This is a genomic window from Rhizobium sp. C4 (genome assembly GCF_021026315.1).
Classification (GTDB): Bacteria; Pseudomonadota; Alphaproteobacteria; order Rhizobiales; family Rhizobiaceae; genus Ensifer_A.
The window spans coordinates 69431-93169 of sequence record NZ_JAJNCX010000016.1; the positions used below are offsets into that span (position 1 = coordinate 69431).

The 23739-nt window shown below is 62.1% G+C and carries 23 protein-coding genes and 1 riboswitch; of the genes, 7 read left to right on the forward strand and 16 right to left on the reverse strand.

Annotated features, from left to right (window positions below; all coding sequences use genetic code 11):
* Positions 1–2: 2 nt before the first annotated feature.
* The 3 genes from LQK84_RS21845 to LQK84_RS21855 all read right to left on the reverse strand — a co-directional run bounded on the left by LQK84_RS21845 (position 3) and on the right by LQK84_RS21855 (position 3587).
* The gene (locus LQK84_RS21845) at positions 3–983 is read right to left on the reverse strand and encodes a sensor domain-containing diguanylate cyclase (RefSeq protein WP_230830902.1); all 981 of its coding nucleotides are present in this window, start codon (positions 981–983) and stop codon (positions 3–5) included.
* A gap of 127 nt (positions 984–1110) precedes the next feature.
* Complete coding sequence (locus tag LQK84_RS21850) at positions 1111–2322, reverse strand: MFS transporter (RefSeq protein WP_230830903.1); 1212 nt, start codon at positions 2320–2322, stop codon at positions 1111–1113.
* A 62-nt stretch (positions 2323–2384) separates the two neighbouring features.
* Complete coding sequence (locus LQK84_RS21855) at positions 2385–3587, reverse strand: MFS transporter (protein ID WP_230830904.1); 1203 nt, start codon at positions 3585–3587, stop codon at positions 2385–2387.
* A gap of 136 nt (positions 3588–3723) precedes the next feature.
* Here LQK84_RS21855 and LQK84_RS21860 point away from each other — a divergent pair, with 136 nt between their 5' ends.
* From LQK84_RS21860 to LQK84_RS21875, 4 genes are all read left to right on the forward strand, one after another.
* Entirely contained in the window at positions 3724–4728 is a 1005-nt protein-coding gene (locus tag LQK84_RS21860) for an asparaginase (RefSeq protein WP_230830905.1), read from the forward strand.
* Between the two features lie 136 nt (positions 4729–4864).
* Positions 4865–6133, forward strand: a complete 1269-nt coding sequence (locus tag LQK84_RS21865) for a DUF3422 family protein (RefSeq protein WP_230830906.1) — start codon at positions 4865–4867, stop codon at positions 6131–6133.
* Between the two features lie 102 nt (positions 6134–6235).
* A complete protein-coding gene (locus tag LQK84_RS21870; RefSeq protein WP_230830907.1) occupies positions 6236–6496 on the forward strand; it encodes a CopG family ribbon-helix-helix protein in 261 nt (86 codons plus the stop codon).
* On the forward strand, positions 6493–6804 hold the full coding sequence (locus LQK84_RS21875; RefSeq protein ID WP_230830908.1) for a type II toxin-antitoxin system RelE/ParE family toxin: 312 nt from the start codon (positions 6493–6495) through the stop codon (positions 6802–6804). The genes LQK84_RS21870 and LQK84_RS21875 overlap by 4 nt, the downstream gene beginning before the upstream one ends.
* A gap of 118 nt (positions 6805–6922) precedes the next feature.
* Here the strand turns inward: LQK84_RS21875 and LQK84_RS21880 are convergent, their stop codons facing one another.
* The gene (locus tag LQK84_RS21880) at positions 6923–7993 is read right to left on the reverse strand and encodes a glycoside hydrolase family 25 protein (protein WP_230830943.1); all 1071 of its coding nucleotides are present in this window, start codon (positions 7991–7993) and stop codon (positions 6923–6925) included.
* A 165-nt stretch (positions 7994–8158) separates the two neighbouring features.
* On the opposite strand from LQK84_RS21880, the gene LQK84_RS21885 reads away from it, so the two are divergent.
* Both LQK84_RS21885 and LQK84_RS21890 read left to right on the forward strand, forming a co-directional pair.
* Positions 8159–9226, forward strand: a complete 1068-nt coding sequence (locus LQK84_RS21885) for an NAD(P)/FAD-dependent oxidoreductase (protein WP_230830909.1) — start codon at positions 8159–8161, stop codon at positions 9224–9226.
* A gap of 117 nt (positions 9227–9343) precedes the next feature.
* Positions 9344–9619: a hypothetical protein gene (locus tag LQK84_RS21890; protein WP_230830910.1), complete on the forward strand. Its 276-nt coding sequence runs from the start codon at positions 9344–9346 to the stop codon at positions 9617–9619.
* Positions 9620–9643: 24 nt separating this feature from the next.
* Here the strand turns inward: LQK84_RS21890 and LQK84_RS21895 are convergent, their stop codons facing one another.
* The 12 genes from LQK84_RS21895 to LQK84_RS21945 form a co-directional block, all read right to left on the reverse strand.
* Complete coding sequence (locus tag LQK84_RS21895) at positions 9644–10837, reverse strand: hybrid-cluster NAD(P)-dependent oxidoreductase (protein ID WP_230830944.1); 1194 nt, start codon at positions 10835–10837, stop codon at positions 9644–9646.
* Positions 10838–10855: 18 nt separating this feature from the next.
* Positions 10856–12097, reverse strand: a complete 1242-nt coding sequence (locus LQK84_RS21900) for an aromatic ring-hydroxylating oxygenase subunit alpha (RefSeq protein WP_230830945.1) — start codon at positions 12095–12097, stop codon at positions 10856–10858.
* A gap of 126 nt (positions 12098–12223) precedes the next feature.
* Positions 12224–12447, reverse strand: a riboswitch (cobalamin riboswitch).
* 74 nt (positions 12448–12521) lie between these two features.
* Positions 12522–13076, reverse strand: a complete 555-nt coding sequence (locus LQK84_RS21905; RefSeq protein ID WP_230830911.1) for a GNAT family N-acetyltransferase — start codon at positions 13074–13076, stop codon at positions 12522–12524.
* 4 nt (positions 13077–13080) lie between these two features.
* Entirely contained in the window at positions 13081–13323 is a 243-nt protein-coding gene (locus LQK84_RS25375; RefSeq protein ID WP_442967004.1) for a type II toxin-antitoxin system RelB/DinJ family antitoxin, read from the reverse strand.
* 580 nt (positions 13324–13903) lie between these two features.
* On the reverse strand, positions 13904–14182 hold the full coding sequence (locus LQK84_RS21910; protein WP_230830912.1) for a helix-turn-helix domain-containing protein: 279 nt from the start codon (positions 14180–14182) through the stop codon (positions 13904–13906).
* The gene (locus LQK84_RS21915; RefSeq protein ID WP_230830913.1) at positions 14151–14426 is read right to left on the reverse strand and encodes a BrnT family toxin; all 276 of its coding nucleotides are present in this window, start codon (positions 14424–14426) and stop codon (positions 14151–14153) included. Before LQK84_RS21915 ends, LQK84_RS21910 begins: the two co-directional genes overlap by 32 nt.
* A 199-nt stretch (positions 14427–14625) precedes the next feature.
* A complete protein-coding gene (locus tag LQK84_RS21920) occupies positions 14626–15006 on the reverse strand; it encodes a DUF6481 family protein (protein ID WP_230830914.1) in 381 nt (126 codons plus the stop codon).
* Between the two features lie 29 nt (positions 15007–15035).
* Positions 15036–15260 (reverse strand): hypothetical protein, encoded by a 225-nt coding sequence (locus LQK84_RS21925; RefSeq protein ID WP_230830915.1) that lies wholly within the window; start codon positions 15258–15260, stop codon positions 15036–15038.
* 122 nt (positions 15261–15382) lie between these two features.
* Entirely contained in the window at positions 15383–15592 is a 210-nt protein-coding gene (locus LQK84_RS21930) for a cold-shock protein (protein WP_230830916.1), read from the reverse strand.
* 303 nt (positions 15593–15895) lie between these two features.
* The gene (gene metH / locus LQK84_RS21935) at positions 15896–19669 is read right to left on the reverse strand and encodes a methionine synthase (protein WP_230830917.1); all 3774 of its coding nucleotides are present in this window, start codon (positions 19667–19669) and stop codon (positions 15896–15898) included.
* A 172-nt stretch (positions 19670–19841) separates the two neighbouring features.
* A complete protein-coding gene (locus LQK84_RS21940; protein ID WP_230830918.1) occupies positions 19842–20522 on the reverse strand; it encodes a LuxR C-terminal-related transcriptional regulator in 681 nt (226 codons plus the stop codon).
* Between the two features lie 583 nt (positions 20523–21105).
* Entirely contained in the window at positions 21106–21342 is a 237-nt protein-coding gene (locus LQK84_RS21945) for a DUF2171 domain-containing protein (protein ID WP_230830919.1), read from the reverse strand.
* 415 nt (positions 21343–21757) lie between these two features.
* Between LQK84_RS21945 and LQK84_RS21950 the strand changes: the two genes are divergently transcribed.
* Positions 21758–23551: a methyl-accepting chemotaxis protein gene (locus LQK84_RS21950; protein ID WP_230830920.1), complete on the forward strand. Its 1794-nt coding sequence runs from the start codon at positions 21758–21760 to the stop codon at positions 23549–23551.
* Positions 23552–23739 lie beyond the last annotated feature (188 nt).

The following is a 23739-nucleotide window of genomic DNA, read 5'->3' on the forward strand; positions in this document are numbered from 1 at the left end:
CGTTACGGAGACGGCAGCTCGGCGACCTGCGAACAGTTGCGCCCGGCGCGCTTGGCGGCATAGAGCGCCATGTCGGCGCGGCGAAGCAGGGTCTTCACGTCGTCGCGCGCCGTCATCCGGGCGACACCGGACGAAAAGGTGTAGCTATGGCCGAGCACCTGCATGGCAGATGCCTCGATCGTCTGGCGCGCCCTCTCCATGGCGGCCAGGGCCTCGCGCTCGCCGGCGCCGGGCATGATCAGCAGGAATTCCTCGCCGCCATAGCGTGCGAACGTGTCGCCACGGCGGACCAATTGCGTGACTTCCGCAGCGAAATGGGTGAGCACGTCGTCGCCGGCCGAGTGGCCCAGCGTGTCGTTGATCGACTTGAAATGATCGAGGTCGATGAGAACGACCGCGAGATTGGTGCCCCTGCGCGCCGCGACGCCGATCTGATGGTCGAGTTCGGAAACGCCATAACGCCGGTTGTGGAGGCCGGTGAGGAGATCGGTATCGGCATCGCGCAGCGCCGAATCTCGCGCCACCAGCAGCGTGTGCTCCTTGGATTTCAGCGAGGTAATGTCGGTGTAGAAATCCCAGATCCAGCCGCCCTCAAGGCAGCTTTCGGTGACCATGTACCAGGACCCGTCAAGGAAATCGACTTCGAAGGACCGCACCTCGCGCACGCGGCGGCGGGAGGACGCCATGGCAAGCCAGGCTTCGGGCTCCATCGACAGCACCGGCCCCCGCCCCGTCCGGTAGGCGTGGCGGACGACATCGCCGAATGTGCGCGCGTCGGCCGTCACATTCATCAGCGCCCGGTAGGCGTCGTTGGCAAAGGCAATCGTGTCGTCGGGAGCAAACAGCGCAACGGGAATGGCGCAGGCATCGAAGCCCAGCGTCATCAGGCGCGCGAGCTCAACCGACTGGACCGATTGCAGGCCCATCAGGCCACCGGCCAGCGCCTCAACCGCCGATCTTTCCGTTGACTGCCGCTGCGTCATGAAATTCACCCGCCCTGTGTGACGCCGGATATTGCCCCTGCAGGGTTAACTTAGAATTAATGAATATTCGGGCCATTGGTTATACACAGGATAAGAGCGGTAAAGTTCCCGTAAATGCCGAATGCATTCAGGCCCGGGCCTCCATTGGCACCAGCCGCTCCACCGCAAGCAGCAGGACAGATGCGGCAAGCGTGACGCAGGCGCCGACAACGGCCGTGCCCTGATAGCTGGTGAAATGCGTCGAGACCGCAAAAATGCCTGCCGCTGCGCCCGTGCCGAGGAAGGTCTGGATCGGATAGAGCGAGGTACCAAGCCCGGGCCGGCCCGGAAACATGTCCTGGAAATAGGAGATCGGGACCGAGAGGATGGCGGCAGCCCCTGCGCCCGCGACCGGGATCAGGGCATGAACCTGCCAGACGCTCCCTGCTCTCGCCACGCCCAGCAGAAAGACCGCATAGAGCAGACTGCCGGCGGCCAATGTCTTCACCGGACCCAGCCGCCTCATGCCTGCCGCCCAGCCCAGCATGAAGGGTATTTCCATCAAGGCGATCCCGCTGGCCATGAAACCGGTGTCGGCGAGCGAGCCGCCGAGTGTCGTCTTGATGACCAGCGGCTGGATGTAGCCGTTGAGCCAGTTGACCGAGGTGAGCAGCGAGATGGCAACGAGGCGGAGGAGAACCGGGAGATGCCCCAGTTCCCGCAGCGCCGAGAAGAAACTGCCAAGGCCGCCGGTCGCATTCGTGTCGCGTCTTGTCGACGGCAGGAACAGCTGGATCAGGCCCAGGCACACGACATAGAGCAGCGCCATGACGCCCCAGACATTCATGACGCCGAGGCCGCCGAACTCGAGAACGGCGGCGACGCCCACCGGGATGGCGACCCAGGAGGCCGACATGGTCGTGCGCACCACGGAGTTCACCGCGCCGGCATCGCCCGCCGGCATGGCCGCCGTCTCCTTGCGCGTCCCGGCATAGATAAGCGGGGTCAGATTGGCCAGCGGGATGAGCAGGATGACGACGAAAGCCATCATCCAGGCCGTCTGCACCATCCACAACAGGGATGAGCCGAGAAGTCCGACAATCACAAGGATCGACATCAGTCGGCGGCGGTCGCCGGCGAAATCGGACACGATCCCGATCGTCACCCCGAAGACGACATTCGTCAGCGTCGCCAGCAGCATCATCAACGCGAACATCTGCTCGCTCATGTGAAGCGTCTCGATCGCCATCAACGAACGATAGGGCTGCGAAGCGGCGCTGGCGCAGGACGCAACGAACATCAACAGGCCGTAGACGCGCAGCACCGGATGGTGCGCGACGAAGCGAATGGTGGACAACATGAGACAACTCCCGAGTGTCCCGGCTATCTCTTCCGCAGATTCGGTTCAAGAGCCGGGCACGGCTATTCGCGCGGCACGAAGCGTTCCACCGCCACCAGCATGACCGCCGCCGCCAGCATGACGCCGGCACCGATCATGGCCGTGCCCTGATAGGTCGTGACATGGGTGCCGACGGCGAAGATGGCGGCCGAGGCGCCCGTGCCGATGAAGCCTTCGATGGGCGAAAGCGACGTGCCGAGGCCGGGACGGCCGGGAAACAGGTCCTGGAAATAGGAAAGCGGCACCGAAAGAAGGGCTGCCGCCCCCGCCCCCGCCAGCGGGATCAGCGCATGGACCTGCCAGACCGCAGTCGCGGAGCCCATCAGGACGAGATAGGCGCCGTAGAGGGCGGCACCCGCCAGAATGGTGTTGACCGCGCCGAGCCGGCGCAGACCCGAAGCCCAGGCCAGCATGAAGGGGATTTCCATCAGCGCCACGCCGCTGGCCATGAAGCCGGCATCCGACAGCGATCCGCCGAGCGTGGTCTTGATGACCAGCGTCTGCAGGTAGCCGTTCAGCCATTCGCCCGCGACGATCAGCGACACGGCGAGCAGCCGCAGGAAGATGCCGGGATGGGCAAGCTCCTTCAGCGCGGAGAAATAGACGGCAAGCCCGCCCTGCGTCGCGCCGGCCCTTGCTGTGTCCGGCAGGAAGAGAAGGACGAGCCCAAGGCAGACGGCAAAGAGCAGCGCCGTGACCAGCCAGACATTCATGACGCCGAAGCCACCCGATTGCAGCACGAAGGCAACGGCGACGGGGATGACCACCCACGCCGCCGACATCGTCGTGCGGATGATCGAATTGACCGAGGCCGCCTCGTCCGGCTGCATCTCCGCCACCTCCATGCGCGTGCCGGCAAAGACCAGCGGCGCGATATTGGCGAAGGGGAGCACGAGGATGAGCGACAGGGCAAACATCCAGGCCGACGGCACAAGCCAGATGACTGCCGCGCCCGCCACACCGAGCACCATGAGGATCGCCATCAGCCGCTTCCGGTTGCCGGCGAAATCCGAGACGATGCCGATCGTGACGCCGAAGACGAGGCTTGTCAGCGTCGAGACGAACATCGTCAGCGCAAAGCCCTGCCCGCTCATGTGCAACGTGTCGATGGCGACCAGCGCCATATAGGGATGCATCGCCCCGCCGGCGCAGGCCGAGACGAACAGCAGAAGGGCATAGACGCGCAGCACCGGATGGCGCGCGACAAAACGGATGGTGGACAGCATGGGAGGTCGCTCCAGAAGCCACCAGCGCTAAATGCTTCGCGGGGTGGGATCAAGCCGCGAAACGACACCCTTGCCTTCGCCCCCGGTTTCCTCCCATAAGGCGTGACGAGAAGGAAACACGATCAAGGGGCATGTCATGGCCAATCCGGTTCTGGTGGAAGTCACGCGCGGTGATGTGGTGGAGAGCCGGCATCGCGGCATGGTCGTCGTGGTCGATGGCGATGGCAAGATCGTCTTTGAGGCCGGGGATGTCGATGCGGCGGTGTTTCCGCGCTCTTCCTGCAAGGCCATGCAGGCGCTGCCGCTGATGGAAAGCGGCGCTGCGGAGGCCTATGGCTTCGGGGACAAGGAGCTGGCGCTCGCCTGTTCGTCGCATTCGGGCGAAGACGGCCATGCGGAGCTGGCCCGCCAGATGATCGCCGCCACCGGGCGCGATGAAGAGGTGCTGGAATGCGGGTCGCACTGGTCGTTCCAGCAGCCGATCCTGATCGAACAGGCCTCGCATGGTCCCAAGCCCGGCCAGCTTTACAACAATTGCTCCGGCAAGCATGCCGGCTTCATCTGCGCCTGCTGCCACACCGGCACCGAGACGCGCGGCTATGTCGGCTATGATCACCCGCTGCAGGCGGAAATTCGCGGCATCATGGAAAACCTCACGGGCTCGATCCTCGGCCACGACAATTGCGGCGTCGACGGCTGCTCAATCCCGACCTATGCGAGCCCGCTCAAGGGTCTGGCGCATGGTTTTGCCAAGATGGCGACGGGCACCGGGCTTGAGCCGATCCGCGCGAAATCCGCCAGGCGCCTGATGCAGGCCTGCATGGCCGAGCCCTGGTATGTCGCCGGTACGAAACGCGCCTGCACCGCCCTGATGCAGGCCGCCCCCGGCCGCATCTTCGCCAAGACCGGCGCCGAAGGCGTCTTCGTCGCCGCCATCCCCGAACAGGGCATCGCCATGGCGATGAAATGCGATGACGGCGCGACACGGGCGGCGGAAAGCATGGTCGCCGCAACACTCGCGCGCTTCTTCAAGGACGAGCCGGAGCTGCATGGCACGCTGATGGCGATGGCCAATAGCGAGATGCGGAACTGGAACGGGATCAAGGTTGGGGATGTGCGGGTGACGGGGGTGTTGGGGTGAGCCCCCTCCTCTCCCTCTGAGGGAGAGGACAATCACGGGAACCAACCCTTCAGAACGCGACCCTTCACCACAGTTGCGCCCTCCCCCCTGCCTCTCTAAAACATTCGCATGAAGACCCAAGCTTCGGGGGACGTGCATGGGAGAGCAGGCATTCAATTTTCCGGTTTCGCCGGAGCGGGCGAGCGCGTTGGGGGAGATCCATTCGCGGCCTTACGCGCTGGTGACGTCGCCGCGCGTGATCCTTCAGCTCGCCTTCATGTCGGATGGCGGGTCTGGCGTCGATCATGCGGTGATGGCCGGGATCTGTCGTGAGCGGGGCGCGGCGCTGCCGTCGCGCGAGGCGCGGCATCATGCGATTGCCTGGGGCGCCGGGACGCTGCGCTGGGAGCGGCATACGGAATTTTCCACCTGGTTCTGGGATGCGCCGCCGCCGGAAATGTTTGGCGGCGATGTATCTGTACACCCGTTCGGCAGCAGCTTTTCGCCGCCGGGCTCGCTGATTTCGGGCATCCGGCTGGAAATCCGTCAGGACGACGCGGCGAGCCGGGCGGCGATTGCGCAGTTCGAGCCGCAGAGCCTTTGCCATTCCATCGTCAAGGATGGACAGGCCGAGATCTTCACCGATTTTCGCCAGAACGGCGACGGGCTGACGCAGTTCCTCGTCATCGACAAGGGCATGACGCAGGCCGGCACAGGCGCGCTCGTCCAGCGCGTTCTCGATATCGAGACCTACCGGACGCTGGCCATGCTGGGCCTGCCGCTGGCGCAGACGCTGTCGCCGGAAATCCGCCGGATCGAGGACGGGCTGACCGGGCTGACGCATGACATGCGCACCGAGGCGCGCTCCAAGGCCGACCGGATGCTGGCGGAGGTGACGCGGCTTGCCGCCGAACTGGAGGCCAATGCCGCGCTCAGCCTCTATCGTTTCGGGGCAAGCCGGGCCTATTACGGCATCGTGCAGGAGCGCATCCGGGCGCTCGGCGAAACCTCCGTGGCCGGCTTCGAGATGCTGGGCTCGTTTCTGGAAAAGCGTCTCGCGCCTGCCATGCGCACCTGCCAGTCGATCGAGGAGCGGCAGGCGAACCTGTCGCGGAAGCTGGCGCGTGCCACAAGCCTCATCCGAAGCTGGATCGATGTGGAGCTGGAAAGGCAGAATTCCGACCTGCTCAACACAATGAACAAGCGCGCCGAAATGCAGCTGCGCCTGCAACAGACCGTCGAAGGCCTGTCGGTTGCCGCCATCTCCTATTACGTGGTCGGCCTCTTTGGCTATTTCATCAAGGCGCTGCCGCATGACACGCTGCCGATCGACCCGGTCATTGCCACCGGGTTGTTTGTGCCGCTGGCGGTCGCGGGCGTGTGGTGGACGGTCAGGCGGATCCAGAAGAGCCATGGGGAGCATTGAGGGCTCTTCATCCGAGCCCGGCAGTTCAGGCACAAGCGGAGCGGAGTTTGACGTTCAATCGCGGTTCGGCTATCTTCTGTATTACAAATGGAGACGAAAGCGATGTCTGAACGCGAATTGTCCAACCCGATCACCATGCGCCTGCCGCTGGATGTTCTCGCGGAGATCGAACAGATCGCTGAAATCTGCAATCGCAGCCGAAGCTGGGTTTTCGTGCGCGCCCTGAAATCCTACCTTGCTGCGGAGGGGCGCGAGATCATCGAGGTCGCCGAGGCGAGACGCGAGATTGAAAGCGGTCATGGGCACGATCTTGATGATGTGCTTGAAGAAGTCGATGCGATCGTCAACGGAGCGGCGGCTTGAAGGTCACGCTGTCGCCCAAAGCACGGGACTATGTGAAGCGGGAAGCCGCTTATCTTGGTTCGAACAGCAAAAAAGCCGCTCAAGAATTTCTGGATGATTTGAAGCGACTCAGGCGGGGATTGAGCCGGTTTCCCGAACTGGGAAAGTCCAACGACGAGATGCCCGTTCCCGGTGTCCTGCGATTTGTCATGGGATCTTATCTCGTCGACTACGAGATTTCGCGCGGCGAAGTTCTGATTTTCGCCATTCGCCATGGACGTGAACGTCCGCCCGGGATTGAAATCGATGATGACTTCGATTTCGAATAGCCCACCTTCGATCCATGAAGCAGGGCCTGACCGGGTTCATTCGCCAGGTTGGCGGGCGCTCCTCAGCTCTCGCAGTCCGTAGACAGGGTCCGGACGGACGAAGGTCTGAAGGCTTCGGTCAATTCGACGCCACCCAGCGGTGCCAGTCTTCGGCGCTGCCGTAGAAGGTGTTCAGGTCGATGCGGCCGCTGACGCCGTGGGAGAGGCCGGAGCCGGAATATTGCCAGAAGACCCAGCGGCGGTTGGGATAGACCTTCGAGGGGTGCTCGGCGACGGCGCGCAGCCAGAAGGGATAGTTCGCGAATGCGCCATCCAGATTGTCTTCGTAGAAGTCGGGCGCGGTGTAGATGATCGGGCGCTTGCCGTAGTGGCTTTCCAGCTTCTCCATGAAGACCTTCATCTTCTCGCGGACAAGCTTGGGGCTGAGCTTCTGGCGGCAGGCGGAATCGTGGTTCCACTCGACGTCGATCACCGGCGGCAGCGCTTCAGGGTCGCGCGGCACGTTGCGGATGAACCAGTCGGCCTGTTCGCCAGCCGTGCGGCACCAGTAGAAGAAGTGGTAGGCGCCACGCTTCAGGCCGGCGGCCTTCGCACCATTCCAGTTGGTCTTGAACATCGGATCGGTATGGTCGCCGCCATCGGTTGCCTTGATGAAGGCGAAGTTGGCGCCCTGTTCGCGCAGCTTGCGCCAGTCGATATTGCCCTGCCAGCGCGAGACGTCGACGCCGTGCACCGCATAGGCGCGGGGCGAATGGCGGCCGAAATTGATCGGCTTGGCATCGCGGAAGCGCTGGCTGTAGATCGGCATGCGGCTGCGCGGATGCATCGAGCCTGCACCGGTCGGGCTCGTCGGAACGATGAAATTGGCCTTTTCCGCCGTCGGCCGTGCCATCGGCTCGGCAACGGCCGGTATCAGCTGCGGCTGGACATTCTCGAAGGGAACGGGTGACTGCGGCGGTGTGGCCATGGCGAGCGCCGGCGCGCCCCCCGGAACGGCTGCCGGCGGCGCGATCGGCGCGCGCGCGGTCTTCCTGGCCGCAGCGGAGGGAATGTTCGCCGAGGGCATGGCGATGGCGCCCGTCTTTTCCGACGATGTGCTCACGGAGAGCACGTCGCTGGGCGATTGGGACTGGCAGCCGGCAAGAGTTGCCAGGAGGCCGAGATACAGGAGACCGGCGGGCAAACGCATGAACATCGTCACTCTATACAAACAGGACATCCGACCCGCCCTGCAGCATCGGAAACGCTGGCATGACGGAATTGCTAACAAAGTTTTACCGGCAAAAGCTGAATCCATTCTTTACGCGCGACACAAAATGAACCTTCTATGCGTCGAAAGCGGAGACATGAGGCGATGACGGCACATATCCTGATCGTGGGTGGCGGCATCAATGGGCTGGCGACCGCCTGGACGCTCACGCGCAGGGGCTATCGCGTCAGCCTGTTCGACCAGGGACCGATCCCCAATCCCGTCTCAAGCTCGTTTGACGAACACCGCATCACCCGCCACGCCTATGGCCCGATGCGGGCCTATGCGCAGCGCATGCCGCAGGCCTTTTCGCTGTGGGATCAACTCTTTGCCGATATCGGTGCGCGGCATGTGGAAGAGATGCCGATCATCGCCTTCGAGCGTGAGGACACCGGCTGGATCGGTCCTTCGCTCGAAGACATGAACGGCATGGGGGTGGCGTGGCGGGAACTCGATCCGGCGCAGTTCGGCGCGGAGCATCCGCTGATCCGCAGCGATGGCGTCACGCGCGCGGTCGAGCTTTCCGGCTCCGGCATGCTGTTTCCGAGCCGCATCGTCACCGATCTCGTCGTGCATCTCGCAGCAAGAGGCGTGCGCGTCCATCCGCACACGAAGGTCGAGGATATCGACCTCGAGACGGGCCGCGTCACGGCAGGCGGCACGGTTCATGCGGGCGATCATGTCATCATCGCGGCCGGCGCCTGGGTGAACCGCCTGCTGCCCGGCACGACGGGCGAACTCGTTCCCTCGCGCCAGACCGTGCTCTTCCTCGCCCCGCCGCCGGAACTGGCGAGCCTCTGGTCAAGCGCGCCGATCTATCTCGATCTCGATGCGGAAACCGGCACCTATGTGCTCCCGCCCCGCCCCGGCACGCGGCTGAAGATCGGCGACCATCGCTTCTCGCGCACCGGATATCCGGATGCGTCCCGTCTGGCGGCCGAAGAGGAGGTCGCCGACCTGATCGCCGCCGGCCACCTCGCCTTCACGGATTTCGACCGCTACACGGTGCTGGAGCGCAAGGCCTGCTATTACACCGTGACCGAAGACGAGCATTTCGTCATTCGGTCTGCAGGACGGAAGGCGACACTGCTTTCGGCCTGCTCAGGCCATGGGTTCAAGCTCGCGCCGCAATCGGCAGCGGAGGCGGTCGAGTTGGTGGAAATGGGGCTGTGAGCCGAGTTGAAGGCGGCTGACGTTCCAGTTTTGCTCCGTCATGCCGGACTTGATCCGGCATCCAGCCAGCCCGCGTCTGCGGGCTGAAGGGACCATCTGCAAAGTGTCTTCCGCGCGATGGACATCGCGCACTGGATCCCGGATCAAGTCCGGGATGACGAAGGAATGGAGCGCCGCACCCTAATGCCGCAGCCGTTTTCCCCTGCGGCTCGCCCGCTGAGGCGTCACCGTCGCCTGGCTCAACAAACCGATCAGCTTCGCCCTTGTCTCGGCCCCTATGTCGATCCGGTCCAGACGGCCGATCTGAACCCTTGCGGCTGCCGCGATGTCAGCGCCTTGCGGCTGGGCGAAGAGCCAGGCGAGGAACAACGCTTCCGGCGTTTCACCCTGTGATGAGGTCCCCTCGCCCATGGCGCCTCAGGCCTCGATTTCGAGCGCGGTCAGCGGGCGCGAGCAGCAGGCAAGGATATAGCCCTCGTCGATCTCGCGGGTCGTGATGCCGCCATTGTGGTGCATCTCGACATCGCCCGAGCGCTTCTTGACCTTGCAGGTGCCGCAGAGACCGCTTTCGCAAGCCGCCGGAATGCGGACATGGGCGGAGCGGGCCGCCTTGAGGACCGTGTCGCCCGATTCACAGGTGACAAACTCGCCGGTGGAGAGGAAATCGATGGTGATGGTGCCCGAAAAGACCCCCTCTGGCCTGCCGGCCATCTCCCCCACAAGGGGGGAGACGGAAGGAGGCACGGCGGTCACTCTCCCTCCCCCTTGTGGGGAGGGTTGGGGAGGGGTCTTGGAGGCTGGCTGCGCAGGTGTGTTGGCAAGGTTCGGAGCAAGCCCGAAGCTTTCCTGATGGTAGTGGCCCATGTCGAAGCCCTCCGACCGCAGGAGGCCGCTCAGGGCTTTCATGAACGGGTCGGGTCCGCAGCAGAAGGTTTCGCGGGCGAGGAAATCGGGCGCGAGCAATTGCAGCTTGGTACGGTCGATGCGGCCTGTCAGCCCGGCCCAGGGCTGGGCGGGCGAGGACATTTCCGGAATGAAGCCGAGCCTGAGGTTCGGCATGCGCGTTGCCAGCAATTCCAGCTCGGCGCGGAAGATGATGTCTTCCGGACGGCGCGAGGCATTGAGGAAGGTGACATCCGTCATCGGTGCGCAATCGGCGAGCCAGCGCAGCATGGACATCATGGGCGTGACGCCGGAGCCGGCGGAGACGAAGAGATATTTCTGCTGGAGCGGCCGCGTCAGCGTGAAATGGCCGGAGGGGCCGTAGGCGCGCATGCGGCTGCCGGGCTTGATGTTGTCGAACATCCAGCGCGTGCCGATGCTCCCCGGTTGCGCCTTCACCGTGATCGAGATCGCATAGGGCCGTGAGGGTGTGGAGGAGATCGTGTAGGTGCGATGCAGGTCGCCGCCCTTTGCTCTCAGTTCAACCGTGATGAACTGGCCCGGCGCATAGCGGAACCAGCCGCCACCCTCGACGGCGAAGGTGAAGGTCTTCACATCCGGCGCTTCATCGGCCACGGAGAGGCAGACCAGCATCTGCCGCGCCGAATTCCAGGGCTTCAGCTCATCGAGATGAAGCGCATCGGGCGTCTGCCCCATCAGCGGCTGCATGTTCATGCCGGCTACTCCTCAAGCAACCGAGCGCAGATGCGGACGGCCGGTCAGCCGCTCGACCATGAAATCCGAGTACCATTCGACGAACTGGGCGACGCCGCCTTCATGCACTTCCGAATACGGGCCGGGCTGATAGGCCGGCGACGCGATGCCGCGCGCGTTTTCCTCGACGATCTGGCGGTCCTGATCGTTGGTCTCGGTCCAGACATGGGTCAGCTCTTCGAGGCGGTAATCGATGCCTTCGACGGCATCCTTGTGGACGAGCCACTTGGTCGTGACGGCCGTTTCCGTGGCGCTGATCGGCAGCACGCGGAAGGTGACGGCATGGTCGGAGAGAACGTGGTTCCACGTTGTCGGGTAATGGAAGAGCAGCAGCGTGCCGATACGGTCCATGTTGACGCTGTCGGAGAGCCGCATCTGCACGGCCTTGCGGCCGGAGATCGTGTAGCTGACGGCATCGCGCAGGAGCGGCATGCGGGCGGTGCGATATTGCCCGGCCGGATCGATGACGAAGCGGCTCGGCAGGCCGATCTGTTCGCATTTCTGCCAATGCTCGACCGTCTCCGGATCGTCATCCGCGCCCGAAACGCCGGTGGCGGAGGGAGCTTCCGGATAGGTCTTGCAGAGTTCCGGGTGGTTGCCGGCGCAGTGGTAGCATTCGCGGTTGTTTTCCCAGACGAGCTTCCAGTTGCCCTTTTCGATGATGGTGCTTTCGTAAGCGACCTTGGCTTCCCGCAGGCGGTGCGGCAGGAAATAGGGCTCCATCAGGGCGCGGAAGGGGGCAAAATCCATCGGCTGGTCGGCCAGCGACACGAAGATATAGCCGCCGGCCGTTTCGCAGGCCACGCGCTTCATGCCGTATTCCGCGCCATCGAAATTGTCGCCCATCTGGCGGGCATAGAGCAGCTTGCCTTCGAGATCGTAGGTCCACTGGTGATAGGGGCAGACGAGCTTGGTGGCCGAGCCGCGATGCTCGGTGCAGACCCGCGAACCGCGATGGCGGCAGGAATTGTGCAGCGCATTGATGCGGCCATCATCGGCCCGGACGATGACGATCGGGTATTCGCCGATCTGCACCGTCATGTAGTCGCCGGGCTTCTGGAGCTCGCAATCGTGACCGACGAAGAGCCAGTCCTTGTACCAGATATGCTCGAGATCGAGCTTGTGGAAATCCGCATCGAGATAGAAGGGGCGGTCGAGCGTGAAGCCCGGGCGGCGGCCCTGAAGGCGCGAAAGCATGTCGGCGCGGATATCCATCATATGGTCCCTTATCGTCTGAAGGACTGGCCATGTGGGGGAAGAAACGTTGCCGCGCGCGAGAACCCGGCGTCAAAAAACGCCCTCGCCAAGCATCCGCCTCCCGACCGCCCACCGCGATCAGTCCGGGTTCGTTTGCCTGTGGCTGGTTTCCGGGCTCCAGAACCGTCCCTTGCCGGGACTGGCGCGACACCTTCCCAGACTTTCCGTCCAGTGGCTCCCGTCGCACCTTTTCAGTTCTGCTACCGTTGCGGGGGCAGCGCCGGGATGAGGTTTATGCACCCTTCACCGGCTTCCCAATTCTCCGAAAGACCTCCCCGTCTCCCGGCACCTCAAGCATCGCGATATGACCACAGGACAAAACGCGGCGCGATATCGTTTGCGACATGGCGATGGCGCGGCGGGACAAAAGAGAAGAGAGAAATCAAACCCGTCGGTCAGAAGGTTTGCGGATGGAGCGCCATTCAGCGCGCGACATCTCATACCAGACCTCTCCCTGATCCGCGCCGGGCAGAAACTGGGATTTCACTTCGACCGTGCGTACATGGCGCATCCCGAGCTTTTCCATGACCCGGCGAGAGCCAAGGTTGACGGCCATGGTGCAGGCCGCGATCATTTCATAGCCGACGTCGGCAAAGCCCCAATCCACAAGCACGCGCGCGCCCACCGACGCGAAGCCGCGGCCCCAATTGCGCTTGCACAATCGATATCCAATCTCGGCCGATCTGCCATCCGCGGAAGACAAACAAAACCAGCCGACAAATTCGCCGCTGTCCTTGAGACGCGCCGTCCACACGAACGGCTCCGTGCCTCTCGGCATCAGGAAGTCAACCGCATCCGGATCGGTTGCTTCGTGATCGACGGCACCACCGTTCAGGAAATGCATGACATCCGGATCAAGCTCGAGCGCGATGAAGTCTTCGCGGTCGTTAGGCGTGCAGGGCGCGACGGTGAGGTTTGCGGTTTGAAAGAGTGCCATCGAACTATCGACCTTCTGCTGCCCTTCGCCGCGCTAGCCTCATGGCACGGGCTTCCGCAAGCGCCTCAGCCGTATCCTCGTTTGGGACTTTCAGCTCCGGCGGAAGGCTTTGGGTTGCCGCGACATGTTGCAGAAAGATGCTGATAGCATCGGACATCGACAAGCCGAGGCACTTAAGCACTGCAGAAGCCTCTTCGTGCAGGCCAACATCGACGCGTATATGGATCAATTTTGTATACTCTGCCATGGCGCTGATCCAGACCACATTGTACCTGTTCTGTCTCACCTGAAATACAGTTCAAGACATCCCATTCAAGTTACTGATGTTACCTTGTTTAGCTTACGCCAAGCCTCACGGCGCTTGCGCCAATCGGGATATTTTTCAAGAAAGGCCTCTTCCGAGTCTCCTGATAAGGAAAGCGTCTGCACCATCTTTTCCCAGGCATCAGCCTCAATCTTGCGAATAGTTCGCTTCTTGTCGAGATCATCCCAAAGGCCGAAAACTAACAGTGCTACGAAGGGAACACAAATTACACCTGTTACCGTCCACCCGCTCAGTTGATAATGAACTGCGACGTAAACTAGAATTCCAAGGCCTAGGACCGCTCCAAGTACCGTCCCTACGGCACCTAGAACTTTTGCGCCCCCGAACAGAAGAATTGCAATTATTATTAGCAAGAGTATCGGAACTATATCTTGGCCTCGACGAGAAGTTGGGCACGTCATCAACCCGACATATATGGTCGCAAAGCTCAGTTGTCTTCAACTGTAATTTGAACAAGTCGTGGCGTAACTAGATGGACGTCCCTTCGGGATCAGCAGTTTTGCTAAGCCACCGCCTTCGCCACCATATCCGGAAACTGCGCGATCACCCTTATATAGGCGATGGCGAAGTCCGGGGCGGTGGCACGGGCCTGCTCCCAATCGCGCAGCGTCCCCACGGGAACATGAAAACGGGCGGCAAAATCCGTTTGCGACAGGCCGAGTGCCGTCCGGGTGCGACGGATCAGGCGGGCGCGCTGGCCGCGATCCAGCGCCTCAGCGCTGACGTCGAAATCTTCGGCGTCGTCGGGATCAGCCGGCAGAATGATAGGCTCGTTCTTCACCCTTGTTGCTCCTTCTGACCGATATGAAACGCGGCAGGTCATCTCGCCACGTCAACACACCCGTAAACAGCTTGCCGTCCACGACTCCAATGACCTTGAAGCGCTCCTCTCCATCGATCTCGCGGATCGACGGAAGGATCAGGTGATCACCATCTTCAAAAATGCGTTCTCCAAAGGCGAGCGGCAGCTTGTGCTTCTCGCGATTGATCACATCTTTCGCGGGATCAAACCTGCTCTCCGACATGGCGAGATCATACGGGATTTCAGTATGGTTCGCAATCGGCGAAAGTTCGTCCTTTTCCTTTGGTCAGGTCATGTTGTCTCGAAAAGCATCCTGATTAGCTTCAGTTGCTCCGGGACCGTCCCGGATCTTTGTCGTGTGAAGCTTCCCGATAGAAGCTGCAACCGGCACTCAATCCAGGTCCGGTCTCGGAGCATGATTGTCAGGCCTGCCGGGACTTGCGGTTGGCGTAGCGCTGATCGCGTTTGGCCTTTCGCTCCGCCTCGTCTTCGATCACGCGGGAGATCCGTGCCTTCTCGGCACCCTCGCGGGCCTCTATCTCGGCGGTGGCTGCAGCCTCGGCTGCCGCATGCCGTTCTGCGGCTTCGGCCTCAGTGCGCGTCCGCTCTTCGAGCTTCGCGCGTTCACGTTCAAGGCGTCGTTCTTCGCGCGCTGCCGCGTTGGCGGTTCTTTCGGCCTGTCTTGCCAACCTGTCCGGTTCTGCGGCAGTCTTTGCTGCACGGTAGGCGGCAAGGAGTGCTGCCTTGGCGTCGGCGGATGCGGAGCTGCGGTCGGCAAGGTCTTTGTTTCTGGCGTTCTTCATTCTTATCCCAACAATGAGTGAAGGAGAGATCAGCGCATTTTGGCGCGCTTTGCGATGAGATTGGATGTGACCGACACGCGATCGGCCACCTCTTTGGCAATGCGTGCCTCTCTCAGGCGGAGGGTCTTGGCATCCCGCGCGTAAGCGACGGATTCAAGCTCTTCTACCGCATCATTCTTCGCAAAGAACTGCGTCTGAATGTTGCTGAAGGCGCGCTCCGCCTGCTGGCGGGGTTTGCTATATGTCTGGGTCATGGAAACCTCGTTGGTTTCAGCGTGGGTGCCGAAACGAAAAGGCCAGGCAAAACGCCTGGCCTTGATGAAACAGCTTCCGGCAGTGCCAGTACATCCGTGGTCAAAGGGAAGCGAATTTCGATTTATGCGGCCTGAAGATTGATGGCCGCCATCTTGCCCGACTTCGTGTCGCGCTCGAGCTCGAAGCCGATCTTCTGGCCTTCCACAAGTTCGCGCATCCCTGACCGTTCGACGGCCGAGATGTGAACGAATGCGTCAGCGCCGCCGTTGTCAGGCTGGATGAAGCCGAAGCCCTTGGTGGAATTGAACCATTTTACTGTGCCAGTGGTCATGTTGAACCCTTTCAAAGCATAGATTGAGGTGCCGCGAAGCTCATGCTGCGCAGGTCGAAACCGACTATTTTTGAAAGAGAAGTTCGCGTATAGCGCGGTGCCAATCGCGCGGTAGACAAAGCTCGGCAAGCAAAAGATCGATGACCCCTATGTAAAGGATCAAACCAGGGACGTCAACGAATAGTTTTCATTTTCCCAATAATACAACCTTAAAGAGCATTTTCGCATCGCGTGTTGGAAACGCCCTTTTTGCTGAAGCCTTCCAGGGGTGAGGCACAATTTGAGGAGCCGACCTTCAGCCCCTCACTCCGCCGCCTCATTCACCGGTACATAGTTGAGCACCGGCCCAAGCCAGCGTTCAACTTCCGCCACGCTCATGCCCTTGCGCGCCGCGTAGTCTTCCACCTGGTCCCTCTCCACCTTCGCAACGCCGAAATAGTAGCTTTCGGGGTGGCTGAGGTAGAGGCCGGAGACGGAGGAGCCGGGCCACATGGCGTAGCTTTCGGTCAGCGTCACGCCGGTTGTTGCCTTGGCGTCGAGCAGGCGGAAAAGGGTTTTCTTTTCCGTGTGGTCGGGCTGGGCGGGGTAACCGGGGGCGGGGCGGATGCCCTGATAGGGTTCGCCGATCAGCTCTTCGGGTGCGTAGGTTTCGTCGCTTGCATAGGCCCAGAACTCCTTGCGCACCATTTCATGCATGCGCTCGGCAAAGGCTTCGGCGAAGCGGTCGGCCAGCGCCTTGACCATGATGGATGAGTAGTCGTCATTGGCGCGTTCGAAACGTTCGGCGATTGCCACTTCCTCGATGCCGGCGGTGACGACGAAGCCGCCGATATAGTCGGGCTTGCCGGTGTCGGCCGGCGCGACGAAATCGGCGAGCGCGACATTCGCCCTGCCCTCGCGCTTGGCCAGCTGCTGGCGGAGCGTGAAGAGCGTGGCGCGTTCTTCACTGCGGCTCTCGTCGGTGAAGAGGCGGATGTCGTCGCCGACGGCGTTGGCGGGCCAGAAGCCGATGACGGCGCGCGGCGCGAACCACTTTTCCGCGATGATCTTTTCCAGCATGGCTTGCGCATCGGCATAAAGCTGGCGGGCGGCCTCGCCCTGCTTCTCGTCGTTGAGGATATCCGGATAGCGGCCCTTGAGCTCCCAGGTCTGGAAGAAGGGCGTCCAGTCGATATAGCGGGCGAGATCGGCCAGATCCCAGCCCTCGAAAACCTTCGTGCCAGTGAAGGTGGGCTTCGGCGGGGTATAGCCCGACCAGTCGATCTTGTGGGCATTGGCGCGGGCTGCGGCAAGGCTGGTGCGCTTCTTGGCGGCCTCGGCCTTTTCGTGTGCCTCGGCGACCTTGCGGTATTCGGCGCGGATGGTCTCGACATAGCCGGGCTTCATTTCGGCGCTCAGGAGGCTGGAGACGACGCCGACGGCGCGGCTGGCGTCGGTGACGTAGATCGCCTGGCCCTTCGCGTAGCGCGGATGGATCTTGACGGCGGTGTGGACGCGGCTGGTGGTCGCGCCGCCGATCAGCAGCGGGATATCGAAGCCCTCGCGCTCCATTTCGGCGGCCATGTGGACCATTTCATCCAGCGACGGCGTGATGAGACCGGACAGGCCGATGATATCGACCTTCTCGGCCTTGGCCGTTTCGAGGATCTTCGCCGCCGGCACCATGACGCCGAGGTCGATGATCTCGTAATTGTTGCAGGCGAGCACGACGCCGACAATGTTCTTGCCGATATCGTGGACGTCGCCCTTGACGGTCGCCATCAGGATCTTGCCCGCCGTTTCGCGCTCGCCCATGATGCCCTTGGCGGCGTTGGCCGCCTTTTCGGCTTCCATATAGGGCAGCAGGACTGCGACGGCCTGTTTCATCACGCGGGCGGACTTGACCACCTGCGGCAGAAACATCTTGCCAGCGCCGAAGAGGTCGCCGACGACATTCATGCCGGCCATCAACGGGCCTTCGATGACATGCAGCGGGCGCTCGGCGGCCTGACGCGCCTCTTCCGTGTCGATGTCGATGAATTCGGTGATGCCGTTGACGAGGGCATGTTCCAGCCGCTTTTCAACCGGCCATTCGCGCCATTTCAGATCGCGCTCCTTGGCCTCCTTGCCGGCCGTTCCCTTGAAACGCTCGGCAATTTCCAGCATGCGCTCGGTCGCATTGGCATTGCGGTTCAGCACCACATCTTCGCAGGCTTCGCGCAGATCGGGCTCGATCGTCTCGTAGACGGCGAGCTGGCCGGCGTTCACGATACCCATGTCCATGCCGGCCTGGATCGCATGATAGAGGAAGACGGCGTGCATGGCTTCGCGCACCGGCTCGTTGCCGCGGAAGGAGAAGGAGAGGTTCGACACGCCGCCCGACACATGGACATGCGGCAGCGTCGCAATGATCTCGCGCGTCGCCTCGATGAAGTCGACGCCGTAATTGTTGTGTTCCTCGATGCCGGTGGCAACGGCGAAGATGTTGGGGTCGAAGACGATGTCTTCCGGGGCAAGGCCTGCCTTTTCGGTCAGGAGCTTATAGGCGCGGGTGCAGATTTCCACCTTGCGCGTCCGCGTATCGGCCTGCCCCTGCTCGTCAAAGGCCATGACGACGACGGCGGCACCATAGGCGCGAACCAGCTTGGCATGATGGAGAAACGCCTCCTCGCCTTCCTTCAGCGAGATGGAATTGACCAGCGGCTTGCCCTGAACGCATTTCAGGCCCGCCTCGATGACCTCCCATTTGGATGAGTCGATCATGACGGGAACGCGGGAAATGTCGGGCTCGGCGGCAATCAGGTTCAGATATTCAATCATCGCCTGTTTGCTATCGATCAGGCCCTCGTCCATGTTGATGTCGATGATCTGTGCGCCGTTGGCGACCTGATCGCGGGCGACATCGAGCGCTGCGGCGTAGTCGCCGGCGGTGATCAGCTTGCGGAACTTGGCCGAGCCGGTGACATTGGTGCGCTCGCCCACGTTAACGAAGGGAATGTCCTTGGTCAGCGTGAAGGGCTCGAGGCCCGAGAGGCGCATGAGCGGCGGGCGCTCCGGGATTTCGCGCGGCTTGTGCTTGGCAACCGCTTCGGCAATCGCCTTGATATGTTCGGGCGTCGAGCCGCAGCAGCCGCCGACGATGTTGACGAGACCTTCGCGGGCGAAACCCTCGACCTGTTCGGCCATGAATTCCGGGCTTTCGTCATATTGACCGAAAGCATTCGGCAGGCCGGCATTGGGATAGGCGCAAACGAGCGTGTCGGCGACATCGGAGAGTTCCGCCAGATGCGGACGCATGGCGGTGGCGCCGAGCGCGCAGTTCAGGCCGATGGTGAAAGGCTTGGCGTGGCGCACGGAATGCCAGAAGGCGGTCGGCGTCTGGCCAGATAGCGTGCGGCCGGACAAGTCGGTGATCGTGCCGGAAATCATGATCGGCAGATCGACGCCCTTTTCCTCGAAGACCTCGAAACAGGCAAAGATCGCCGCCTTGGCGTTCAGCGTGTCGAAGATGGTTTCGATGAGGATGATATCCGCCCCGCCATCGATCAGGCCGCGCAGCTGTTCAGCATAGGCGATGCGCAGATCGTCGAAGGAAACCGCGCGATAGCCGGGATTGTTGACGTCGGGCGAGATGGAGGCTGTGCGGTTGGTCGGCCCGAGCGCGCCTGCAACAAAGCGTGGGCGGCCGTCGATCTCTTCAGCGCGGCGCACGGCGCGCTTGGCCAGCCGCGCGCCATCGCGGTTCAGCTCATAGACCATGTCTTCCATGCCGTAATCGGCCTGGGCGATGGTGGTAGAGGAGAATGTGTTGGTCTCGACGATATCGGCGCCGGCGATGGCATATTTGAAATGGATTTCCTCGATCGCTGCCGGCTGGGTCAGGATCAGAAGATCGTTGTTGCCCTGCTGATGACAGGCGCAGGAGAGGAACCGGTCGCCGCGGAAGTGATCTTCCTTGTAGCCGAGACCCTGGATCTGCGTGCCCATGGCACCATCCAGAACCAGAATGCGCTCGCGCGCCGCCGCCATCAGCCGCTCGCGCGAGGATTTTTCAGGCGCGGCGGTAGAGCCGAAGAGCGTTTCCATCACGGGGGACATGGGAGGCCTCTCAAATCATATAAAGGGATCCTTATATGGTTATGGGAGCAGAGATGCAACAGGCGCAGCGCTCTTTGTCAGCCGGTCTTTGGGCAGGAACACGGTCCGCATCTCTGCCTCGTCTCGATCGAGCATTACGCCGGGCGAAACTGCCGAGGCGCCGGGCGCCGTTTCATGCCTGCCTGTCCGCCCTGAAGCGGATTTCGCCTTCAAAGCCGGCGGTCATCAGCAGGGCGACCAGATGCGCCGTGTTCTTGGCTCCCATATGCCGCCTCATGCGATCGATCCTGTGTTCGACGGTGCGCGGGGATAGATGGAGGATCGTTGCAATTTCCTTGGCGGGATGCCCAGCGGTCAGATGAAGAAATATGGATTGATCCAGATCATCCACAACCGGATTGCTATCCGGCAGAGGAGACAGGAAGCGCCCGAAGCAACCGGTGACAAGCCATGATGGATCATTTTCCGATTTTTCGGGCAGGACAATTCTGTCGTAGATGACCTTGATGCCCAGAAGCCTCGCATCGACGCGATCGATGGCCGGCTGCCGGCTTTGAATGACGGATCTATACCGGGGAAGCACCGTCTCTTCGAGGTATTTCCCGTCCGGAATGTCGGCGACAGGCCCGCTCTTGAAGATGGCGTTGATATTGAGAAGCCGCGAAACGATCCCCATCTGCTTGACCGGTTCGAACATCCAGTCGGCGGGGTCCTTGCCGCCCAGTCTGATGATGGCAATCTGCCAGCGTATGGAAACGCGATCGAGAATGCTTGCATAAATCTGCTCTGGAGACGGGTCAGACTGGCTCAGCCAATTGTCCAGCATCATCCGCGAGATGGTATTGAAACTCATACAGAACTGTCCTCATCCAGATCAACCGCCCCCACGATTTGTCATGCCAGCGCATAGGTTAATCAGGGGGCCAAACTTTAAACCCCTAAATTTTTAGGGTATTTGCGCTCTCCCAGATCAATTTTCTCGGCTTTAAAAGGGACAGGATGCCCGTTGGCGATGTGCAGGACCTGCTGCGCCCGTTGATCCCTGCGTCTGGAGCGCCTTTTGGTACACGCCGGACCGGACACAGAGACACGAAAAATTTCGGGGGCAGGCGTGCGCTCAACTAATCCGAAGACGGCCTATCAAACGGGGCCGCGCCCGCTGCGTGGCTGGGGAAGAATGACGGACTTTTCGGACGGCGGACAATGACGACGTGTCTGACTTGAAGCGACCCCGCGGCAGGGGTTGGCGCATGTGAAGCCGAGGAGCAAAGCAGGGGAAGCCACAGTGGCCATTCCGCACCGCTCGGGGTCCGGCTGCCACGCCATGACGGTGCGGCGCCCGAGGGGTCTTCGGGCGCCGCACCAGTGACCGGTCCCGCCGTCGCCCTGACGCTAGCGTCGTCGAGGCGCGCAGTGCGGCCGGCCAGTTCGTCCGGTCAGTTCGGCAGGTCGGTCCATTTCGAGCGGACGTCGGACGCGTCCATCGAAAGATGCACATGGGCATCGACGTGATCGACCCAGTCGAGGGGGATTTCGTGATGCATGCCATCCAGCGATCCCTGCCTGGTCAGCTTGATCCGGCTGTTGCCGTCGAGATGGTCGACCGTGCCGATATGCTGGCCGTCGGCGGATTTCACTTCCATATGGTCCTTGATCTGACTTGCAGAAATCATGGTGTTTCTCCCTTCAGGTTTGCCAGGGATCAACTCGTGCCGCGATGGATTGTTCCATGAACCGCGGCCTTCGACCTTCGCTCCTGCCGGGCGGGAGGCGGCGTGGTTTCTTGCGGAAATTCGGCGAGATACGTGAACAATCAGGTATAAATGCCCCCGCCCTGAAAACCGGACCGCCGAAACGGCCGAAAAGAGCGTCAAAAAAACGGACGTTAAAAGAGGATTAATAAATCGGTATTAGATATGGCACAGGAAACCCCTGAAAATCAGCGGGGTTTTTCTTGCAGAATGAAGATGAGCGCCACATGGGCGATGACGAAGCACCACAGAGGTGCCCGTCCACTCCGGCACATGCGCCGAACGACGCCGCTCTCCGACATCCTGTATTCGAACACGACTTACGAGGGGGGCATTCATGGGTATTTTTTCTTTCTCCGGCAATTCCGACGCGGTCCTTGCCGCACTGAGCAAGTCCGCAGCGATGATCGAGTTTGACCTGGACGGGAAGATCCTGACCGCGAACGAGAACTTCTGCCGGGCGCTGGGCTATGAACTCTCCGAGATCAAGGGCAAGCATCACAGCATGTTTGTCGACCCCGCGGAACGGGCGAGCGACGAATACGTGGCCTTCTGGGCCAACCTGAAGCGCGGGCAATTCGAACAGCGGCAGTACAGGCGTATCGCCAAGGGCGGGCGCGAGGTCTGGATCGAAGCCTCCTACAACCCCGTCTTCTCGGGACAGCGGCCCGTCAAGGTCGTCAAGATCGCGACCGACATCACGGCGACCAAGCTGAAGGCGGCCGAGGATGCCGGCAAGCTGGAGGCGATTTCGCGGGCGCAGGCGGTGATCGAATTCACGCCCGCCGGCGAGGTGCTGACCGCCAACGAGAACTTCCTCAACCTTCTGGGCTATACGCTGAGCGAAGTCGCCGGCAAGCATCATGCGATGTTCTGCGACCCGGACTATGTCCGCTCCGATGCGTATCGCCATTTCTGGACCGATCTTGCCGCCGGCAAGCCGAATTCGGATGAATTCCGGCGCCTCGGCAAGGGCGGCAGGGAAGTCTGGATACAGGCCTTCTACAATCCGATCTTCGACATGAACGGCAAGGTCTTCAAGGTCGTCAAGTTCGCGACCGACGTGACCGATCGCGTCCATGCGGTCAATGCACTGGCCCAGGGCCTGACCCGGCTGGCGCAGGGCGATCTCGAACAGCGCATCGACGTCCCCTTCCCGGCCAATCTCGACAAGGTGAAGGCCGACTTCAACACATCGGTGGACCGGCTGCGCGCCGCCATGCGCGATGTGGCCCAGAACGCCGGCTCGATTTCAGCGGGCGCATCCGAGATCCGCTCGGCGGCAGACGATCTCGCCAGGCGCACCGAACAGCAGGCCGCCTCCGTCGAGGAAACGGCCGCAGCGCTGGAGGAAATCACCACCGCCGTCGCCGACGCCTCCCGCCGCGCGGAAGAAGCCGGAAGGCTGGTCGCCACGACAAAGCGGGATGCCGAACAATCGGGCCTCGTCGTCCGGGACGCCATTTCGGCCATGGGCGATATCGAGAAGTCCTCCGGGCAGATTTCCAACATCATCGGCGTGATCGACGAGATTGCCTTCCAGACCAACCTTCTGGCGCTGAATGCCGGCGTCGAGGCGGCGCGGGCCGGCGAGGCCGGCAAGGGTTTCGCGGTCGTCGCGCAGGAGGTTCGCGAGCTTGCCCAGCGCTCGGCCCAGGCCGCCAAGGAGATCAAGGCGCTGATCAGCACCTCGTCGCAGCAGGTCCAGCATGGCGTCGTGCTGGTCGACAGGACGGGCCACGCGCTGGAGGAGATCGTGACGCGCGTCAACGAGATCGACCGCAACGTCACGGCCATCGTCGAATCCTCGCGCGAGCAGGCAACGGGCCTGAAGGAAATCAATCACGCGGTGAACATCATGGACCAGGGCACGCAGCAGAATGCGGCCATGGTCGAGGAGACGACCGCCGCAAGCCACAGCCTCGCCTCGGAAGTGGACGCGCTGAACGCGCTGCTCTCGACATTCAAGACGGGCAACACGATCGCAACCGCAAGGGCAAGTGCCGCCCCGCGCACGCCGGACCGCGTCCCTGCCCGCCCGGCAACCGCTCCACGCCCCGCGTCCCGCGCCTATGCAAGCCATGGCAACGCGGCACTCGCAACTTCGGCGGCAAGCTGGGAAGAATTCTGAACCCAGTCGAACCTCGCGCACGCCCGGTGCCCGCCACTGCTTCAGATGGCGGGCTGCCACGCTGGCCGTTCGTCTCAAGGCCAAATCACAAATGGGCCGCCCTGAGACAGCTTCCATTCACACAATGGACGACGGACACCGCCCTCCACAGGCCGCGTCCCCAGGCACATGGTGCCGCAGTATCAATT

Coding starts and splice junctions, on each gene's coding strand:
- LQK84_RS21845 (WP_230830902.1), bottom strand. CDS start 983: ATGACGCAGCGGCAGTCAACGGAAAGATCGGCGGTTGAGGCGCTGGCC.
- LQK84_RS21850 (WP_230830903.1), bottom strand. CDS start 2,322: ATGTTGTCCACCATTCGCTTCGTCGCGCACCATCCGGTGCTGCGCGTC.
- LQK84_RS21855 (WP_230830904.1), bottom strand. CDS start 3,587: ATGCTGTCCACCATCCGTTTTGTCGCGCGCCATCCGGTGCTGCGCGTC.
- LQK84_RS21860 (WP_230830905.1), top strand. CDS start 3,724: ATGGCCAATCCGGTTCTGGTGGAAGTCACGCGCGGTGATGTGGTGGAG.
- LQK84_RS21865 (WP_230830906.1), top strand. CDS start 4,865: ATGGGAGAGCAGGCATTCAATTTTCCGGTTTCGCCGGAGCGGGCGAGC.
- LQK84_RS21870 (WP_230830907.1), top strand. CDS start 6,236: ATGTCTGAACGCGAATTGTCCAACCCGATCACCATGCGCCTGCCGCTG.
- LQK84_RS21880 (WP_230830943.1), bottom strand. CDS start 7,993: ATGCGTTTGCCCGCCGGTCTCCTGTATCTCGGCCTCCTGGCAACTCTT.
- LQK84_RS21885 (WP_230830909.1), top strand. CDS start 8,159: ATGACGGCACATATCCTGATCGTGGGTGGCGGCATCAATGGGCTGGCG.
- LQK84_RS21890 (WP_230830910.1), top strand. CDS start 9,344: ATGGACATCGCGCACTGGATCCCGGATCAAGTCCGGGATGACGAAGGA.
- LQK84_RS21895 (WP_230830944.1), bottom strand. CDS start 10,837: ATGCAGCCGCTGATGGGGCAGACGCCCGATGCGCTTCATCTCGATGAG.
- LQK84_RS21900 (WP_230830945.1), bottom strand. CDS start 12,097: ATGGATATCCGCGCCGACATGCTTTCGCGCCTTCAGGGCCGCCGCCCG.
- LQK84_RS21905 (WP_230830911.1), bottom strand. CDS start 13,076: ATGGCACTCTTTCAAACCGCAAACCTCACCGTCGCGCCCTGCACGCCT.
- LQK84_RS25375 (WP_442967004.1), bottom strand. CDS start 13,323: ATGGCAGAGTATACAAAATTGATCCATATACGCGTCGATGTTGGCCTG.
- LQK84_RS21915 (WP_230830913.1), bottom strand. CDS start 14,426: ATGTCGGAGAGCAGGTTTGATCCCGCGAAAGATGTGATCAATCGCGAG.
- LQK84_RS21920 (WP_230830914.1), bottom strand. CDS start 15,006: ATGAAGAACGCCAGAAACAAAGACCTTGCCGACCGCAGCTCCGCATCC.
- LQK84_RS21925 (WP_230830915.1), bottom strand. CDS start 15,260: ATGACCCAGACATATAGCAAACCCCGCCAGCAGGCGGAGCGCGCCTTC.
- LQK84_RS21930 (WP_230830916.1), bottom strand. CDS start 15,592: ATGACCACTGGCACAGTAAAATGGTTCAATTCCACCAAGGGCTTCGGC.
- metH (WP_230830917.1), bottom strand. CDS start 19,669: ATGTCCCCCGTGATGGAAACGCTCTTCGGCTCTACCGCCGCGCCTGAA.
- LQK84_RS21940 (WP_230830918.1), bottom strand. CDS start 20,522: ATGAGTTTCAATACCATCTCGCGGATGATGCTGGACAATTGGCTGAGC.
- LQK84_RS21945 (WP_230830919.1), bottom strand. CDS start 21,342: ATGATTTCTGCAAGTCAGATCAAGGACCATATGGAAGTGAAATCCGCC.
- LQK84_RS21950 (WP_230830920.1), top strand. CDS start 21,758: ATGGGTATTTTTTCTTTCTCCGGCAATTCCGACGCGGTCCTTGCCGCA.